Genomic DNA, 16,232 nt, shown 5'->3' on the forward strand with positions numbered 1-16,232 from the left:
CATGTTTCACGTGAAACCGATCGATCCACGACTCCTCCGCTACGCGCGGGCCACACGTTCCTTCCTCGGGGCGGTCATCGGCCTGGGGGCCATCGGCGCGGCCCTGGTCATCGCCCAGGCGATGCTGATCGCCGAGGTGGTGGTCGGCGCCTTCCAGCACCACCACACGATCAACGAGCTCCGCACCTCTCTGTTGCTTCTGGCGGCCGTGGCGGTCGGCCGTGCCCTGGTGTTCTGGCTCACCGAACTCTCCGCCCACCGTGCGAGCGCGGCGGTGAAGTCGGAACTGCGGGCGAGGCTGCTGGAGCGAGCCGGGTCCCTCGGTCCCGGGTGGCTCAGCGGACAGCGGACCGGTTCGCTGGTCGCTCTGGCCACGCGGGGAGTCGATGCCCTCGACGACTACTTCTCGCGCTATCTGCCGCAGTTGGGGCTCGCGGTGGTGGTGCCGGTGGCGGTGCTGGCGCGGATCGTCACGGAGGACTGGGTGTCGGCGGCGATCATCGCCGGCACGCTGCCTCTGATCCCCCTCTTCATGATGTTGATCGGCTGGGCGACACAGTCCCAGACGGACCGTCAGTGGCGGTCGTTGTCGCGGCTCTCCGGGCACTTCCTCGACGTGGTCGCCGGACTGCCGACGCTCAAGGTGTTCGGCCGGGCCAAGGCTCAGGCCGAGTCGATCAAGCGGATCACCGGCGAGTACCGGCAGGCGACCATGCGGACGCTGCGCATCGCCTTCCTGTCGTCCTTCGCGCTGGAGCTCCTGGCCACGATCTCGGTCGCGCTCGTCGCCGTCGAGATCGGTATGCGGCTCGTCCGCGGGGACATGGAGCTGTACATCGGGCTGGTCATTCTGGTGCTGGCCCCGGAGGCATATCTGCCGTTGCGACAGGTGGGGACGCAGTACCACGCGGCGGCGGAGGGGCTTTCGGCAGCCGAGGAGATCTTCTCGGTGCTGGAGACTCCGGTGCCGGCCTCCGGTGAGCGGCGCGTCCCGGACGGGCCGATCGTCTTCGAGGACGTGACCGTCCGCTATCCCGGGCGGTCGTCCGCCGCGGTGTCCGACGTGTCGCTCACGGTCGCGTCCGGTGAAACGGTGGCCCTCGTCGGACCGAGCGGAGCGGGCAAGTCGACCCTTCTGAGCGTCCTGCTCGGATTCGTGCCGCCCACCGAGGGGCGCGTACGGGTCGGGGGAGTCGATCTCGCCTCGGCCGATCTGGAGGAGTGGCGCTCACGGATCGCCTGGGTGCCGCAGCGTCCCCATCTGTACGCGGGCACGATCGCCGACAACGTACGGCTGGCGCGACCGGACGCGGACGACACGGCGGTACGAAGGGCCCTGGCCGACGCAGGTGCGCTTCCGTTCGTGGACGCGCTGCCCGAGGGGATCCAGGCGGTGCTCGGCGAGGACGGAGCAGGCCTCTCCGCCGGGCAGCGGCAACGGCTCGCCTTGGCGCGGGCGTTCCTCGCCGACCGGCCGGTGCTTCTGCTGGACGAGCCGACGGCGTCCCTGGACGGGGCGACCGAGGCGGAGATCGTGGAAGCGGTGCGCCGACTCACCGTCGGTCGGACGGTCCTTCTGGTGGTGCACCGGCCGGCACTGCTCCGGCTGGCGGACCGGGTGGTGCGGCTGGAGGCGGAGCAGTACGTCACGTCGGGCCCCCTCGCGCAGGTCGGCCCCGAGCCGCCGCGCCGGGAGACGGTGAGCACGCCACCTGCCCAAGGCGAGTCGGCCCACGTACCGCCCCCGGTGAGGCGCGGTGGCGTGCTCGCCCGCGTCCGTGCCATGGCCGGACCCCGTCGTGGGCGGCTCGCCCTCGCCCTGGTGCTCGGGAGTCTCGCGCTCGGCAGTGCGGTGGGGCTGATGGCCACCTCCGGTTGGTTGATCTCGAGGGCCTCCCAGCAGCCGCCCGTGCTGTATCTGATGGTCGCCGTGACGGCCACGCGGACGTTCGGGATCGGACGGGCCGTGTTCCGGTATGCGGAACGGCTGGTGAGCCACGATGCCGTCCTGCGCATGCTGGCCGACACCCGCGTCTCCGTGTACCGGCGCCTTGAGCGGCTGGCCCCGAAGGGGCTGCGCACGACCCGGCGCGGCGATCTGCTGTCCCGGCTGGTCGCCGATGTGGACGCGCTGCAGGATTACTGGCTGCGCTGGCTGCTTCCCGCGGGGGCCGCGTTCATCGTGTCCGCGGGTTCCGTCTGCTTCACCGCCTGGCTGCTGCCCGAGGCCGGTGCCGCCCTCGCCGTCGGGCTGCTCGCCGCCGGCGTGGGTGTGCCCCTGGTGACGGGGGCCGTGGCACGCCGGGCGGAACGGAGGCTGGCGCCCGCCCGGGGAGTACTGGCGACCCGGGTGGCAGATCTGCTCACCGGAACGGCCGAGTTGACGGTCGCCGGTGCGCTGTCGGCGCGGACCGCTCAGACGCGGCAGGCCGACGCCGTGCTGACCCGCATCGCCTCCCGCGCCGCCACCGCGACGGCGCTCGGCGACGGGCTCACCGCGCTGGTCACCGGGCTGACCGTCGCGGCCTCCGCCCTCGTGGGCGCACAGGCCGTCGCCGAGGGGCGGCTCGGCGGGGTGCTCATGGCGGTCCTGGTGCTCACGCCCTTGGCCGCGTTCGAGGCGGTCCTGGGGCTGCCGCTCGCCGTGCAGCACCGCCAGCGGGTGCGCCGGAGCGCCGAGCGCGTCCACGAGGTGCTGGACGCCCCGGAGCCCGTACGTGAACCCGAGCGACCGCAGCCGGCTCCCCCGTCGCCCTTCCCGCTCGTCCTGGAGGGGCTCACCGCCCGGTACGACGGGCAGCGGCGGGACGCGCTCAGCGGCTTCGACCTCACCCTCGAACAGGGCCACCGGGTCGCCGTGGTCGGCGCGTCGGGCGCGGGCAAGACGACCCTCGCCCAGGTCCTGCTGCGGTTCCTGGACGCGGACGCCGGGTCGTACACGCTGGGCGGTACGGACGCCTACGCGCTCGACGGCGACGACGTACGGCGCATGGTCGGGCTCTGCGCGCAGGACGCCCACCTCTTCGACAGCTCGGTGCGGGAGAACCTGCTGCTCGCGCGGAAGGACGCGAGCGAGGCGGAACTGCGTGACGCGCTCGCGCGGACCCGGCTCCTCGACTGGGCGGAGGGGCTGCCCGCCGGCCTGGACACGCTGATCGGCGAGCACGGCGCCCGGTTGTCCGGCGGTCAGCGGCAGCGGCTGGCCCTGGCCCGCGCCCTGCTCGCCGACTTCCCCGTCCTGATCCTCGACGAGCCCGCGGAACACCTCGACCTGCCGACGGCGGATGCGCTCACGGCGGATCTGCTCGCCGCCACCGAGGGACGTACCACTCTGCTGATCACCCACCGGATGGCCGGACTCGAAGGGGTCGACGAGGTGATCGTCCTCGCGGAGGGCCGGGTGGTCCAGCGCGGTGGCCATGCGGAGCTGGCGGCGGTGGAGGGGCCGTTGCGGGACATGCTGGAGCGGGAGGCCCAGGGGGATCTGCTGGGAGCCGGATGAGGGATGTCGCTGGGCCGTCCGTGGCCGCCCGTTCCCCCAGCCGCAGGACGTCAACAGGACCGGGCCCGCGACACGGGCCACGATCGTTGACATGCATTCATCCTGTGGGCGAATCTTGCTCGTTTCGGTTGTGCTGTCCGCGTTCACGACGCTTCCGGCCGGGCCCGCTGTGGCCGGGGGCGCGACGGTCGGCGACGGTGCCGACTCCTCCGCCGCCCTACGGGTGGCGCGCCTGTACGACGAAGCCGCCTTGGTGGCGCGGCAGTACGAGAGCGGGCTCCGGGAAGCCGAGAAGCAGCGTGCCCGAGAGCGGCGTGACGAAAGACTCCTCATACGGGAGCGCCGACTGGGCGCGGCCCTTAGCAAGGATCCGGGCCTGATCGCGCGCGCCCAGTACCACCAGAGCGTCGCTCCCCCCTATGCGCCACAGACGCTCGTCCCCGACACCGCGCTGGAGTTGATGCGAAGTCAGCGCTCGCTCACGCGAGGGGATCGCGCCGCCGCGAACGCGGTCGTCGGTATCCGCCGGGTGGAGGACCGCCTCGCCGCAGATCTGGCCGAGGCGTCGGCGCAGGCGCGGCGGCTGCAGAAGCGGACAGCCGAACTGGCGGACAGAAGGCGGGCCCTGCAGGCGAAGCTGGAGGAGGCACGGCAGGTCCTGCAGAGACAGGCCGACGCGACCGCCGCCACGGGATCGTGCCGGGGCGCCGTCCATCTGGGCCGGCCGCGGCAGAGAACCCATCGCGCCTGGGGGGCGCCGGTGGAGTCGTACAGACTGTCCGCTCCGTTCGGCAGCGGAGGCGCCCACTGGGCGCACCGGCACACCGGCCAGGACTTCGCGGTCCCCATCGGGACACCGGTGCGGGCCGTCGGCGCCGGAAAGGTGGTGCGGGTGGCGTGCGGCGGCGCCTTCGGGATCGAGGTCGTCATCCAGCACCCGGGCGGCTACTTCACCCAGTACGCCCATCTCGCCACGATCACCGTGGACCAGGGAGAAGCGGTGGCCACGGGCCAGTGGATCGCCCAGTCCGGCACGACGGGCAACTCGACCGGTCCGCACCTGCACTTCGAGGTCCGGGTCACTCCGGAATGGGGGTCGGGCATCGATCCGGTGCCGTGGCTGACGGCACGGGGCGTACGACTCTGAGAGTCGTGCGCGAGGAAATCGCCGCCCGAGGCACGGCCCTGGCGATCTGCGACCGCCGGCGATCTACGACCGCTCCGCGAGGATCCGCTCGATCACCACGGCCACGCCGTCGTCGTTGTTGGCGACCGTCCGCCCCGAGGCGGCGGCGATCACGTCCGGGTGGGCGTTGCCCATGGCGTAGGACTGTCCCGCCCAGGTGAGCATCTCCACGTCGTTCGGCATGTCACCGAAGGCGACGACCTCCTCGTGGGAGATGCCGCGCTCGGCGCAGCACAGCGCGAGGGTGCTCGCCTTGGAGACGCCCGGGCCGCTGATCTCCAGCAGGGCACTGGGGCTGGACCGGGTGATGGTGGCGCGGTCTCCGACGGCCAGGCGGGCCAGGGTGAGGAAGGCGTCCGGGTCCAGCTGCGGGTGGTAGGCGAGGATCTTGAGCACCGGCTCGCGGGCGCCGGGGGCGTCCGGGGCCAGCAGTTCCTCGGCGGGTGCGAGCAGGTCCGGGATCTCCATGTGCAGCTTCGGGTACGCCGGCTCCTGGTAGAAGCCGTACGTCTGCTCGACGGCGTACACCGTGCCGGGTGCGGCGTCCCGCAGCAGCCGTACGGCGTCGAGCGCGTTCTCCCGGGCCAGCTCGCGGACCTTGACGAAGCGGTGGGTGCCGGGGCCGCCGTGCAGGTCGACCACGGCCGCCCCGTTGCCGCAGATCGCCAGTCCGTGACCGTGGACGTGGTCGCTGACGACGTCCATCCAGCGGGCGGGCCGGCCCGTGACGAAGAACACCTCGAGGCCGGCCTCCTCGGCGGCGGCCAGCGCGGCGACGGTCCGCTCGGAGACCGACTTGTCGTCGCGCAGCAGAGTGCCGTCGAGGTCGGTCGCGATCAGCCGGGGCGGGAGGGCGGAGGCCGGGGTCTCGGCCTGTCGGGTCGCTGAGGTCACCGGCCCATTCTGGCGCATATGCCCGCACGGTCGTGCGAGACTCCGCACACCTGAGTGGTGACACTGCTCACCAGCGCCGTCACGTCGCGTCATGCTCAGCCCAGCTGTGCCGGGGCCTCCAGGGCGATCTGCTCGAAGACCTTCTCGTCCGCCGCGAAGTCGGAGTCGGGGATGGGCCAGTGGATCACGATGTCGGTGAAGCCCAGCTCCGCGTGCCGGCCGGCGAAGTCGACGAACGCGTCCAGGGACTGAAGCGGACGGCCGCGGTCCGGGGTGAATCCGGTGAGCAGGATCTTGTCGAGGTCCGCCACGTCACGGCCGGCCGTGGCGCAGGCGTCGGCCAGCTTCTCGGTCTGCCCGCGCAGAGCCTGCAGCGACTCCTCCGGGGTGCCGGTCTCGTACAGCTTCGGGTCGCCGGTCGTCACCCATGCCTGACCGTGGCGGGCGGCGAGCTTCAGGCCGCGCGGGCCGGTCGCGGCGACCGCGAAGGGCAGCCGGGGGCGTTGCACACAGCCCGGGATGTTGCGCGCCTCGTGCGCGGAGTAGTGCGTCCCCCGGTAGGTGACGGAGTCCTCGGTGAGCAGCCGATCGAGCAGCGGGACGAACTCGCCGAACCGGTCGGCCCGCTCGCGCGGGGTCCACGGCTCCTGGCCGAGCACGGTGGAGTCGAAGCCGGTGCCGCCCGCGCCGATGCCCAGCGTGATCCGGCCGCCGGAGATGTCGTCCAGGGAGATCAGCTCCTTGGCGAGGGTGACCGGGTGCCTGAAGTTCGGCGAGGTCACCAGGGTGCCGAGGCGCAGCCGGTCGGTGACGGCGGCCGCGGCCGTCAGCGTCGGCACGGCTCCGAACCAGGGGCCGTCGCGAAAGGACCGCCACGACAGATGGTCGTAGGTGAACGCGGTGTGGAAGCCGAGCTGCTCCGCACGCTCCCAGGCGGAACGTCCGCCCTCGTGCCAGCGGACGTAGGGCAGGATCACGGTGCTCAGACGCAGACTCATGCGTCGAGCGTAAGGGAGCCGGGGAGTGGTAGTGCCGAGATTGATCAGAAAGGCCCGGGAATCGTAGCCACGATTCAGTGTTTCTCTGGGAAACGCAGGTATTGCGGCGGTACGGCCTTGGTGAGCCACACCCCGTTCTCGCTCACGTGGAAGACCTGGCCGTCGCGGTGCATGGCGCCGGCGTCCACGGCCAGCACCACCGGGCGGCCGCGGCGGGCGCCGACGCGGGTGGCGGTCTCGCGGTCCGGGGAGAGGTGCACATCGTGCCGGCCCATGGGTCTCAGGCCCTCGGCACGGATCGCGTCCAGGTTGCGGGCCACGGTCCCGTGGTAGAGGTACGCGGGCGGTGTCGCCGGAGGCAGCCCCAGGTCGACGTCGATGCTGTGGCCCTGGACGGCGCGGATGCGGGTGCCCTCGATCGCGAAGCGCTTTTTGCCGTTGGTGGCGACCACCCGGTCCAGTTCCTCGCGGGCGATCGGGAAGCCGTGGGCCGTCGCCGCGGCGAGCAGCGTGTCGATCTCCACCCAGCCGCCGTCCTCCAGTGCGATCCCGATGGCTTCCGGCTGGTGCCGCAGGTGCTTCGAGAGGTACTTCGACACCTTCACGGTACGTCTGTCGTCATTCCTTTCCGTCATCTTTCCAGCCTGCGGGAGAGACGGGGATCACGCACCTGATTTCGTCCCTGATGTTTGATCCACAAGCAACCCGGGTTTTCCACAAGGAAATTGGCGACTCTGTGGACAACTGCACGGCGTCTCAGCGGTGTTCGGCAAGTAAGTCGGATACGCGGCCGACTTGCCCAACCAGCCCGTGAGGGACGATGGTTCGCCAACTTCCTTGCCATCCGGTCACAGTGGCGGATCGATTCGTCCGATCGCTCGCAACACCCCTGGCGCGATGCGGGACAACAGTCGCGCGCTCCGTGCTTCCGGGGTGACCGGTACGACCGCCTGATTGCGGACCACCGCCCGCAGAACCGCGTCGGCGACCCTCTCGGGCCGGTAACCACGCAGTCCGTACAGCAGGTTGGTCCTCTTCTGCCGTCGCCTCTCCTCCTCCGCGTCCACGCCCACGAACCGCGCCGTCGACGTGATGTCCGTGTGGACGAAGCCGGGACAGAGCGCCGACACCCCGATGCCGCGCCCGGCCAACTCCGCGCGCAGGCACTCGCTGAGCATCAGGACGGCCGCCTTGGACGTGCTGTAGGCCGGCAGCACCCTCGACGGCTGGTAAGCGGCCGCCGACGCGACGTTGACGATGTGGCCGCCCTGACCGCGCTCGACCATCTGCTTGCCGAACAACCGGCAACCGTGAACGACACCCCACAAGTTGACGTCGAGGACCGTGCGCCAGTCCTCGGCGGTGGTGTCGAAGAAGGAGCCGGACAGACCGATACCGGCGTTGTTCACCAGGACGTCCACCACCCCGTATGCGGCGGCGACCTTGGCGGCGAGCTTCTCCATCGCCTGTTCGTCGGAGACGTCGACCGTCTCCGCCCAGGCTTCCGGAGCACCGCCGCGCCGGGCCAACTCGGCTGTCCGGGCGGCACCTTCGCCGTTTCGGTCGACCGCCACCACCCGCGCTCCGGCCTTGGCGAACGCGACCGCCGTGGCCCGCCCGATGCCGCTGCCCGCACCCGTCACCAGCACGAGCTGCCCACCGAACCGCTCCGCGTACCGCCCGCACCCCATGGGCGCCGCCCGGCCGTTCTCCACGGACGTCACGAACTGAGCGATCCAGGCCGCGACTTGGTCGGGCCGGGTGCGCGGGATCCAGTGCTTGTCCGGAAGTGTGCGGCGGATCAACCGCGGTGCCCACCGGTCCAGTTCGTCGTAGAGGTGCTGCGACAGGAACGCGTCCCCCAACGGCGTGATGAGCTGTACGGGCGCGTGCGCGTATGCGTCGGGGCGCGGGTGGCGCAGCCTGGGCCGTACGTTGTCCCGGTACAGCCAGGCGCCGTTGGCCGCGTCCGTGGGGAGCGACGGGGTCGGGTAGTCGCCGCCGGGCAGCCGCTCGGCGCGGCGCAGGATGCCGGGCCAGCGTCTGCCGAGCGGTCCTCGCCAGGCCAGCTCCGGCAGAGCGGGGGTGTGCAACAGGTAGACGTACCAGGACCTGGCGCCCTGTCCCAGCAGCTGGCCGACGCGGCGCGGGGTCGGCCGGCGCACCCGCCGCTTGATCCACTGTCCGAAGTGGTCGAGGGACGGCCCCGACATCGATGTGAACGACGCGACCCGGCCCTCGGTGCGCCCGGCGGTGACGAACTCCCAGCCCTGCACCGAGCCCCAGTCGTGCCCCACCAGGTGCACCGGCCGACCGGGACTGACCGCGTCGGCGACCGCCAGGAAGTCGTCCGTCAGCTTCTCCAGGGTGAAGCCGCCGCGGAGCGGCTTCGGCGCCGTCGACCGGCCGTGCCCACGGACGTCGTAGAGCACGACGTGGAAGCGGTCGGCGAGGCGGGGCGCCACCTCGGACCAGACCTCCTTGCTGTCCGGGTAGCCGTGCACGAGCACCACCGTGGGCCGCGCCGGGTCGCCCAGCTCGGCCACGCACAGCTCGATCCCCCCCGTTGCCACCCGGCGCTCGCGCGCCCCCGTCAGAGCCACTCGTCCCCCTCTTCCGTCACTCCCACCCGGTGTGTCACGTCACACCGGCGAATGTGGCAGTTGTTAGAGGTGGCGTCAACAGCGGCCCCGCCGTCTGTGGAAAACCACCGTGATGTGGACAATGCGCCACCCCTCTCGCGCTCCTCGCCGTTCGACCTGAGGGTGACCCCTACGGGCCCGTAATACTGGAGTCGGACGCCAAACAGCTCTGCGGTCTGACGACGGCAGTGGTCGACGTCACTACCGTCGATGTCGTGACTGTGATCGCGACCGAAAGCCTGAGCAAGCGGTTCCCGAGGGTGACCGCGCTTGACCGGCTCTCCGTGGACGTGGGACCCGGCGTGACCGGACTCGTCGGAGCGAACGGAGCCGGCAAGTCCACTCTGATCAAGATCCTGCTGGGTCTGTCCCCCGCCACCGAGGGCCGCGCCGAGGTGCTCGGCCTCGACGTCGCCACCAAGGGCGGCGCCATCCGCGAGCGTGTCGGATACATGCCCGAGCACGACTGCCTGCCGCCCGACGTGTCGGCCACCGAGTTCGTCGTGCACATGGCCCGCATGTCCGGCCTGCCCCCGGCCGCCGCCCGCGAGCGCACCGCGGACACCCTGCGCCACGTCGGCCTGTACGAAGAGCGCTACCGACCCATCGGCGGCTACTCCACCGGCATGAAGCAGCGAGTGAAGCTCGCCCAGGCCCTGGTCCACGACCCGCAGCTGGTGTTCCTGGACGAGCCGACCAACGGTCTCGACCCGGTCGGCCGCGACGAGATGCTCGGCCTGATCCGCCGCGTGCACACCGACTTCGGCATCTCGGTCCTGGTCACCTCCCACCTGCTGGGTGAGCTCGAGCGCACCTGTGACCACGTCGTCATCATCGACGGCGGCAAGTTGCTGCGGTCCAGCTCCACCCGGGACTTCACCCAGACCACCACGACCCTCGCGATCGAGGTGACCGACTCCGACGAGTACCCCGACGGTACCCGCGCGGTGCGCGACGCGCTCCACGCGCGCGGGGTGAGCACGCAGGACGGCAGCGGTCTGCCGGGCTCCGGACACATCCTGCTGCTGACCGCGGAGGGCGAGCAGACGTACGACCTCGTCCGGGACGTCGTCGCCGACCTCGGTCTCGGCCTCGTCCGTATGGAGCAGCGCAGGCACCACATCGCGGAGGTCTTCAAGGACAGCGACGCCGAGCGGAAGGAGGCGGTCGGTCATGGCGGTTGAGCAGCCCCTGGCCCACGGGGCCGAACAGACCCGGATCCACAACATCGGCTACCGCTCGTACGACGGCCCGCGCCTGGGCCGCGCCTACGCCCGCCGCTCGCTGTACTCGCAGTCCCTGCGCGGCGCCTACGGTCTCGGCCGCTCGGTGAAGTCGAAGGTGCTGCCGATGCTGCTGTTCGTGGTCATGTGCGCCCCCGCGCTGATCATGGTTGCGGTCGCGGTCGCCACCAACGCCAAGGACCTCCCCGTCCAGTACACGCGCTACGCGATCATCATGCAGGCCGTCATCGGCCTCTACGTCGCCTCGCAGGCACCCCAGGCGGTCTCGCGCGACCTGCGCTTCAAGACCGTTCCGCTGTACTTCTCCCGCCCCATCGAGACCGCCGACTACGTCCGCGCCAAGTACGCGGCACTGGCTTCGGCGATGTTCATCCTGACGGCCGCGCCCCTGCTCGTCCTCTACGTGGGCGCGCTGCTCGCCAAGCTGGACTTCGCCCACCAGACCAAGGGATTCGCCGAAGGACTGGTCTCCGTGGCCCTGCTCTCCCTGCTGTTCTCCGGGATCAGCCTCGTCATCGCGGCGGCCACGCCCCGGCGCGGCTTCGGCATCGCCGCCGTCATCGCCGTCCTGACCATCTCCTACGGAGCCGTCTCCACCATCCAGGCGATAGCGGAGGTCCACTCCGGCAGCTCCACGGCCCTGGTGTGGATGGGCCTGTTCTCGCCCATCACCCTCATCGACGGGGTGCAGACCGCCTTCCTCGGCGCGAACTCCTCCTTCCCCGGCGGACACGGACCCTCGACCGCGCAGGGACTCGTCTTCCTCGTCGTCGTCCTCGGACTCATCGCCGGCAGCTACGGCCTGCTGACGCGCCGCTACCAGAAGGTGGGACTGTGACTACCCTCACCATCGACCATGTCTCCCGCTGGTTCGGCAACGTGGTCGCCGTCAACGACGTCACGATGACCATCGGCCCCGGAGTCACCGGCCTGCTGGGCCCGAACGGCGCCGGGAAGTCCACCCTCATCAACATGATGGGCGGCTTCCTCGCCCCCTCCACCGGCTCGGTCACGCTCGACGGGCAGCCGGTGTGGCGCAACGAGGAGATCTACCGGCACATCGGCATCGTCCCCGAGCGGGAGGCGATGTACGACTTCCTCACGGGCCGCGAATTCGTGGTCGCCAACGCCGAGTTGCACGGCCTCGGCGCCAAGGCCGCCCAGCGGGCCCTTGCCACGGTCGAGATGGAGTACGCACAGGACCGGAAGATCTCCACGTACTCCAAGGGCATGCGGCAGCGCGTGAAGATGGCGTCCGCGCTCGTGCACGACCCGTCGCTGCTGCTGCTCGACGAGCCGTTCAACGGCATGGACCCGCGCCAGCGCATGCAACTCATGGAGCTGCTGCGGCGTATGGGCGCCGAGGGCCGCACCGTGCTGTTCTCCTCTCACATTCTCGAAGAGGTCGAGCAGTTGGCCTCGCACATCGAGGTGATCGTCGCCGGACGGCACGCGGCGAGCGGCGACTTCCGTAAGATCCGCCGCCTGATGACCGACCGCCCGCACCGCTACCTGGTGCGTTCCAGCGACGACCGGGCGCTCGCCGCCGCGCTGATCGCCGACCCGTCGACGTCCGGTATCGAGGTGGATCTCACCGAGGGCGCCCTGCGCATCCAGGCGATCGACTTCGGCCGGTTCACGACGCTGCTGCCGAAGGTCGCGCGCGAGCACGGCATCCGGCTGCTCACGGTCTCGCCGTCCGACGAGTCCCTCGAGTCCGTTTTTTCGTACCTGGTCGCGGCGTAGGAGGCCGAAGATGTACGACCCCACAGTCGCCCGACTCACCTACCGGGGCCTGCTCGGCCGCCGCCGCGCCCTCATCCTCGGCGCGCTGCCCGTCCTGCTGATCGTGATCTCCGCGGTCGTCAGGGCGCTGACAGGCGCCGACGACCAGGTCGCCCACGACGTCCTCGGCGGGTTCGCCCTGGCCACCATGGTCCCGATCATCGGCGTCATCGCGGGCACCGGCGCCATCGGACCCGAGATCGACGACGGCTCGGTGGTGTACCTGCTGGCCAAGCCGGTGAAGCGGCCCACGATCATCTTCACCAAGCTGATCGTCGCGATCGCCGTGACCATGGCGTTCTCGGCGCTGCCGACGTTCGTCGCGGGCCTGATCCTCAACGGCAACGGCCAGCAGATAGCGGTCGCCTACACCGTGGCGGCGCTGATCTCCTCCATCGCCTACGCCGCGCTGTTCCTGCTGCTCGGCACGGTGAGCCGACATGCGGTGGTGTTCGGGCTGGTCTACGCGCTGGTCTGGGAGGCGCTCTTCGGCTCACTCGTCTCCGGGGCGCGCACGCTCAGCGTCCAGCAGTGGTCGCTGGCCGTGGCCCACAAGGTGTCCGACAGCTCCCTGGTCACCTCGGACGTGGGGCTGCCCACCGCCACGGTCCTGCTGATCGTGGTGACCGTGGCCGCCACCTGGTTCGCGGGGCAGAAGCTGCGGACGCTGACGCTGGCGGGCGAGGAGTGACAGTCCCTTCGGGCCTGGAGCCGGGGCCTCGGCGGGGCCCCGGACTTCTTCCTCCTTCCGCAGCCTTTGTTGACCGGGGCTTCACACCTGCCTCGGCACACTGGGCAAAGGGGACGCACACCAGCGGAAAGGACCGGGGATGAGTGCGGACGAGGGCGGGGAGACCTGGGACGGCGTCGAGTTCGACGAGGACTTCATACGGTCCGCGTCGACCAGGGAACCGTCCGCGCGCGCCCGGATGCTGGCAGCGCGCTGGCGCAACGAGGCGCCCGCTCCCCAGCCGTGGCGCTCGGACGAGCCGCCCGCCGGCTGGTTCTTCAGCAAGGCGCGGCGCCGCAGGTGGCGGCGCCGTTAGCGGTCAGGTTCTGCGGAGGATGCGCGGATCGAACGCGCGCGGGGGTGACCCCGACCACGACTTGCTTTTGATCGAACACTGCGCAAGCCGGTGCCTTTCCACTCGGCCAATCCTCCGGGTGGGCGGCCCACGCGAGAGTGCTCGCGCGCTCGAAGCGGCCGCCCCGGGCAGCTCCCCGTGCGGGGCGGGCTCGACGGAGGGGTAACTACTCCGGAGCCCGCCGCGGGCTGCCCTGCCGGGAGCTCGGCGTACTGTCGTGCATGGACATCGCCCAGCTCCTCTCCCAGAACGTGGCGCCGGCCTGATCCGGCGTCGCGGACACGACTACTGTGCCCGTTCGCCGAATCGGGCGCCACCGAATAAAAGTCGCGTAGTCCGACTTCCTGACTCCTGGACGCAGGCCCACCTAGCCCAGCAACCGCTCCAGCACCACAGCGATGCCGTCCTCGTCGTTGGTCAGCGTCACCTCGTCCGCGACCTCCTTCAGGTCCGTGTGCGCGTTGGCCATGGCCACACCGCGGGCCGCCCACGCGAACATCGGTATGTCGTTGGGCATGTCGCCGAAGGCGATCGTCTCCGCCGCCTTCACACCGAGGCGGCGTGCCGCCAGGGACAGCCCCGTCGCCTTGCTCAGGCCGAGAGGGAGGATCTCCACTATGCCCTCGCCCGCCATGGTCACCCCGACGAGACCGCCGGCTGCCTGCTGCGCCGCCTCGGCGAGTTCGTCGTCGCTCAGGGTCGGGTGCTGGAGGTAGACCTTGTTCAGCGGAGCCGACCACAGGTCCGCCGCTTCCTTGATCGGCTGGTACGGCAGCGGCCCGTCATGGACCCGGTAGCCGGGGCCGACCAGGACCTCCCCCTCCAGGCCGTCCCGGCTCGCCGCCAGCAGCAGCGGGCCCACCTCCGCCTCGATCTTGGCCAGGGCCAGACCCGCTGTCTGCCGGTCCAGCGTCACCGACGTCAGCAGACGGTGCTCGCCCGCGTCGTAGACCTGCGCCCCCTGGCCGCACACGGCGAGGCCCCGATAGCCGAGATCGTCGAGGACGGGGCGCGTCCACGGGACCGCGCGCCCGGTGACGACGATGTGCGCGGCGCCCGCAGCGGTGGCCGCGGCGAGCGCCTCACGTGTGCGCTCCGAGACCGTCTCGTCGGAGCGCAGGAGCGTCCCGTCGAGGTCGGTCGCGATCAGATGGTAGGGAAACGTGGACGGAAGACCGGCATGTTCGCCCGTGTTCACTTGGCCACGGGCTCCAGCAGTTCCCGGCCGCCCAGGTACGGGCGGAGGATCTCGGGCACCCGCACCGAGCCGTCGGCCAGCTGGTGGTTCTCCAGGATCGCCACGATGGTGCGCGGTACGGCGCACAGCGTGCCGTTCAGCGTCGCCAGCGGCTGCACCTTCTTGCCGTCCCGCATGCGGACCGCCAGCCGGCGCGCCTGGAAGGTGTCGCAGTTGGAGGTCGAGGTCAGCTCGCGGTACTTGCCCTGGGTCGGGATCCAGGCCTCGCAGTCGTACTTCCGCGACGCCGACGCGCCGAGGTCACCGGTGGCCACGTCGATGACCTGGAACGGCAGCTCGAGCGAGGTCAGCCACTGCTTCTCCCACTCCAGGAGCCGCTTGTGCTCGTTCTCGGCGTCCTCGGGGTCGACGAACGAGAACATCTCGACCTTGTCGAACTGGTGCACGCGGAAGATGCCCCGCGTGTCCTTGCCGTAGGTGCCGGCCTCGCGACGGAAGCACGGCGAGAAGCCCGCGTAACGCAGCGGCAGCTTGTCCGCGTCGACGATCTCGTCCATGTGGTACGCCGCGAGCGGGACCTCGGAGGTGCCGACCAGGTAGAAGTCGTCCTTCTCCAGGTGGTACACGTTCTCGGCGGCCTGGCCGAGGAAGCCCGTGCCCTCCATGGCGCGCGGGCGGACCAGGGCCGGCGTCAGCATCGGGGTGAAGCCGGCCTCCGCGGCCTGCGCGATGGCCGCGTTGACGAGCGCCAGCTCCAGCAGGGCGCCGACACCCGTCAGGTAGTAGAAGCGCGAGCCGGAGACCTTCGCGCCGCGCTCCACGTCGATCGCGCCGAGCGCCTCGCCGAGCTCCAGGTGGTCCTTGGGCTCGAAGCCCTCGGCGGCGAAGTCGCGGATGGCGCCGTGCGTCTCCAGGACGACGAAGTCCTCCTCGCCGCCGACCGGGACGTCCGGGTGGACCAGGTTGCCCAGCTGGAGCAGGAGCCGCTTGGTCTCCTCGTCGGCCTCGTGCTGCTCGGCATCGGCCGCCTTGACGTCGGCGGCCAGCTGGCTCGCCTTCTTCAGCAGCTCGGCCTTCTCGTCGCCGGTGGCCTTGGGGATCAGCTTGCCGAGCGCCTTCTGCTCGGAGCGGAGTTCGTCGAAGCGGACGCCGGACGACCTGCGCCGTTCGTCGGCGGAGAGGAGGGCGTCGACGAGCGCGACGTCCTCACCACGGGCGCGCTGGGAGGCGCGAACACGGTCGGGGTCCTCACGGAGCAGGCGAAGGTCAATCACCCCTCAAGGCTACCGGTGTGGAGTTCCGGGACACGACCGCGTATTCCGATCCGCAGGGCATGGTTCCGTGATGGGGCAATTGCGTCAGGTGTCAATAAAAGAGCGCTGGTCGCCGGAAAGAGGCGGCTCGGGAAGGGGTCGTTGACCCGACTTCCTTGAGTTGACCTGGATTTCGGGTTCGCTCGTCCACAGGCGTCCACAGGCGCCGAACGGTTATCCACAGGCTGTGCGGAAGATCTGTGGACACCGGAGGTGATCATTCCGAAAGCGCTGCGGAGGGCGGAGAATTCCGGGTTCAAACCACCGTCATCCGCACTTTCGGGTGGAAAGGGGTCGCTCCAACGGGTTGATCGAAAGAAACAGGTGGACAACTGTGGCATACGCGACGGTGGACGGAAGGGGGGTTCGTAGAGTGATTTGTCGA

At 70.6% G+C, this 16,232-nt stretch carries 13 protein-coding genes and 1 tRNA gene; 7 read left to right on the top strand and 7 right to left on the bottom strand.

Translation table 11 applies throughout. From position 1 onward, the window contains the following. The first annotated feature begins 1 nt into the window (after position 1). On the top strand, positions 2-3,502 hold the full coding sequence (cydD, locus tag ACZ7L1_RS08045; RefSeq protein ID WP_471435205.1) for a thiol reductant ABC exporter subunit CydD: 3,501 nt from the start codon (positions 2-4) through the stop codon (positions 3,500-3,502). A gap of 115 nt (positions 3,503-3,617) precedes the next feature. Beyond that, positions 3,618-4,649, top strand: a complete 1,032-nt coding sequence (locus ACZ7L1_RS08050; RefSeq protein ID WP_471435206.1) for a M23 family metallopeptidase — start codon at positions 3,618-3,620, stop codon at positions 4,647-4,649. A gap of 63 nt (positions 4,650-4,712) precedes the next feature. Here ACZ7L1_RS08050 and ACZ7L1_RS08055 read toward each other — a convergent pair whose 3' ends face one another. The 4 genes from ACZ7L1_RS08055 to ACZ7L1_RS08070 all read right to left on the bottom strand — a co-directional run bounded on the left by ACZ7L1_RS08055 (position 4,713) and on the right by ACZ7L1_RS08070 (position 9,183). Then, a complete protein-coding gene (locus ACZ7L1_RS08055) occupies positions 4,713-5,600 on the bottom strand; it encodes an HAD hydrolase family protein (RefSeq protein ID WP_471435208.1) in 888 nt (295 codons plus the stop codon). A 77-nt stretch (positions 5,601-5,677) separates the two neighbouring features. Next, positions 5,678-6,580: an LLM class flavin-dependent oxidoreductase gene (locus ACZ7L1_RS08060; RefSeq protein WP_471435210.1), complete on the bottom strand. Its 903-nt coding sequence runs from the start codon at positions 6,578-6,580 to the stop codon at positions 5,678-5,680. A 74-nt stretch (positions 6,581-6,654) separates the two neighbouring features. Continuing rightward, positions 6,655-7,215 (bottom strand): RNA 2'-phosphotransferase, encoded by a 561-nt coding sequence (locus ACZ7L1_RS08065; RefSeq protein WP_471435212.1) that lies wholly within the window; start codon positions 7,213-7,215, stop codon positions 6,655-6,657. 213 nt (positions 7,216-7,428) lie between these two features. Further along, entirely contained in the window at positions 7,429-9,183 is a 1,755-nt protein-coding gene (locus tag ACZ7L1_RS08070; RefSeq protein ID WP_471435214.1) for an SDR family oxidoreductase, read from the bottom strand. Between the two features lie 260 nt (positions 9,184-9,443). Between ACZ7L1_RS08070 and ACZ7L1_RS08075 the strand changes: the two genes are divergently transcribed. From ACZ7L1_RS08075 to ACZ7L1_RS08095, 5 genes are all read left to right on the top strand, one after another. Then, positions 9,444-10,406, top strand: coding sequence for an ABC transporter ATP-binding protein (locus ACZ7L1_RS08075; RefSeq protein WP_471435403.1), 963 nt, complete (start codon positions 9,444-9,446; stop codon positions 10,404-10,406). Next, complete coding sequence (locus ACZ7L1_RS08080) at positions 10,396-11,304, top strand: ABC transporter permease (protein ID WP_471435216.1); 909 nt, start codon at positions 10,396-10,398, stop codon at positions 11,302-11,304. The genes ACZ7L1_RS08075 and ACZ7L1_RS08080 overlap by 11 nt, the downstream gene beginning before the upstream one ends. Further along, complete coding sequence (locus ACZ7L1_RS08085; protein WP_471435218.1) at positions 11,301-12,212, top strand: ABC transporter ATP-binding protein; 912 nt, start codon at positions 11,301-11,303, stop codon at positions 12,210-12,212. Before ACZ7L1_RS08080 ends, ACZ7L1_RS08085 begins: the two co-directional genes overlap by 4 nt. A gap of 10 nt (positions 12,213-12,222) precedes the next feature. After that, a complete protein-coding gene (locus ACZ7L1_RS08090; protein ID WP_471435219.1) occupies positions 12,223-12,942 on the top strand; it encodes an ABC transporter permease in 720 nt (239 codons plus the stop codon). Between the two features lie 139 nt (positions 12,943-13,081). Then, positions 13,082-13,297 (top strand): SGM_3592 family protein, encoded by a 216-nt coding sequence (locus ACZ7L1_RS08095; protein WP_471435221.1) that lies wholly within the window; start codon positions 13,082-13,084, stop codon positions 13,295-13,297. A 13-nt stretch (positions 13,298-13,310) separates the two neighbouring features. Here the strand turns inward: ACZ7L1_RS08095 and ACZ7L1_RS08100 are convergent. The 3 genes from ACZ7L1_RS08100 to serS all read right to left on the bottom strand — a co-directional run bounded on the left by ACZ7L1_RS08100 (position 13,311) and on the right by serS (position 15,808). Further along, positions 13,311-13,413: transfer RNA gene (locus tag ACZ7L1_RS08100), tRNA-OTHER, on the bottom strand. A 290-nt stretch (positions 13,414-13,703) separates the two neighbouring features. Further along, on the bottom strand, positions 13,704-14,534 hold the full coding sequence (locus tag ACZ7L1_RS08105; protein ID WP_471435223.1) for an HAD family hydrolase: 831 nt from the start codon (positions 14,532-14,534) through the stop codon (positions 13,704-13,706). After that, entirely contained in the window at positions 14,531-15,808 is a 1,278-nt protein-coding gene (gene serS, locus ACZ7L1_RS08110) for a serine--tRNA ligase (RefSeq protein WP_471435225.1), read from the bottom strand. Before serS ends, ACZ7L1_RS08105 begins: the two co-directional genes overlap by 4 nt. Positions 15,809-16,232 lie beyond the last annotated feature (424 nt).

Source organism: Streptomyces sp. NPDC107546, assembly GCF_055639175.1.

Bases quoted from the DNA above. Each gene is read 5' to 3' on its own strand.
- cydD (WP_471435205.1), top strand. From the start codon at position 2: ATGTTTCACGTGAAACCGATCGATCCACGACTCCTCCGCTACGCGCGG.
- ACZ7L1_RS08055 (WP_471435208.1), bottom strand. From the start codon at position 5,600: ATGCGCCAGAATGGGCCGGTGACCTCAGCGACCCGACAGGCCGAGACC.
- ACZ7L1_RS08060 (WP_471435210.1), bottom strand. From the start codon at position 6,580: ATGAGTCTGCGTCTGAGCACCGTGATCCTGCCCTACGTCCGCTGGCAC.
- ACZ7L1_RS08065 (WP_471435212.1), bottom strand. From the start codon at position 7,215: ATGACGGAAAGGAATGACGACAGACGTACCGTGAAGGTGTCGAAGTAC.
- ACZ7L1_RS08080 (WP_471435216.1), top strand. From the start codon at position 10,396: ATGGCGGTTGAGCAGCCCCTGGCCCACGGGGCCGAACAGACCCGGATC.
- ACZ7L1_RS08090 (WP_471435219.1), top strand. From the start codon at position 12,223: ATGTACGACCCCACAGTCGCCCGACTCACCTACCGGGGCCTGCTCGGC.
- ACZ7L1_RS08095 (WP_471435221.1), top strand. From the start codon at position 13,082: ATGAGTGCGGACGAGGGCGGGGAGACCTGGGACGGCGTCGAGTTCGAC.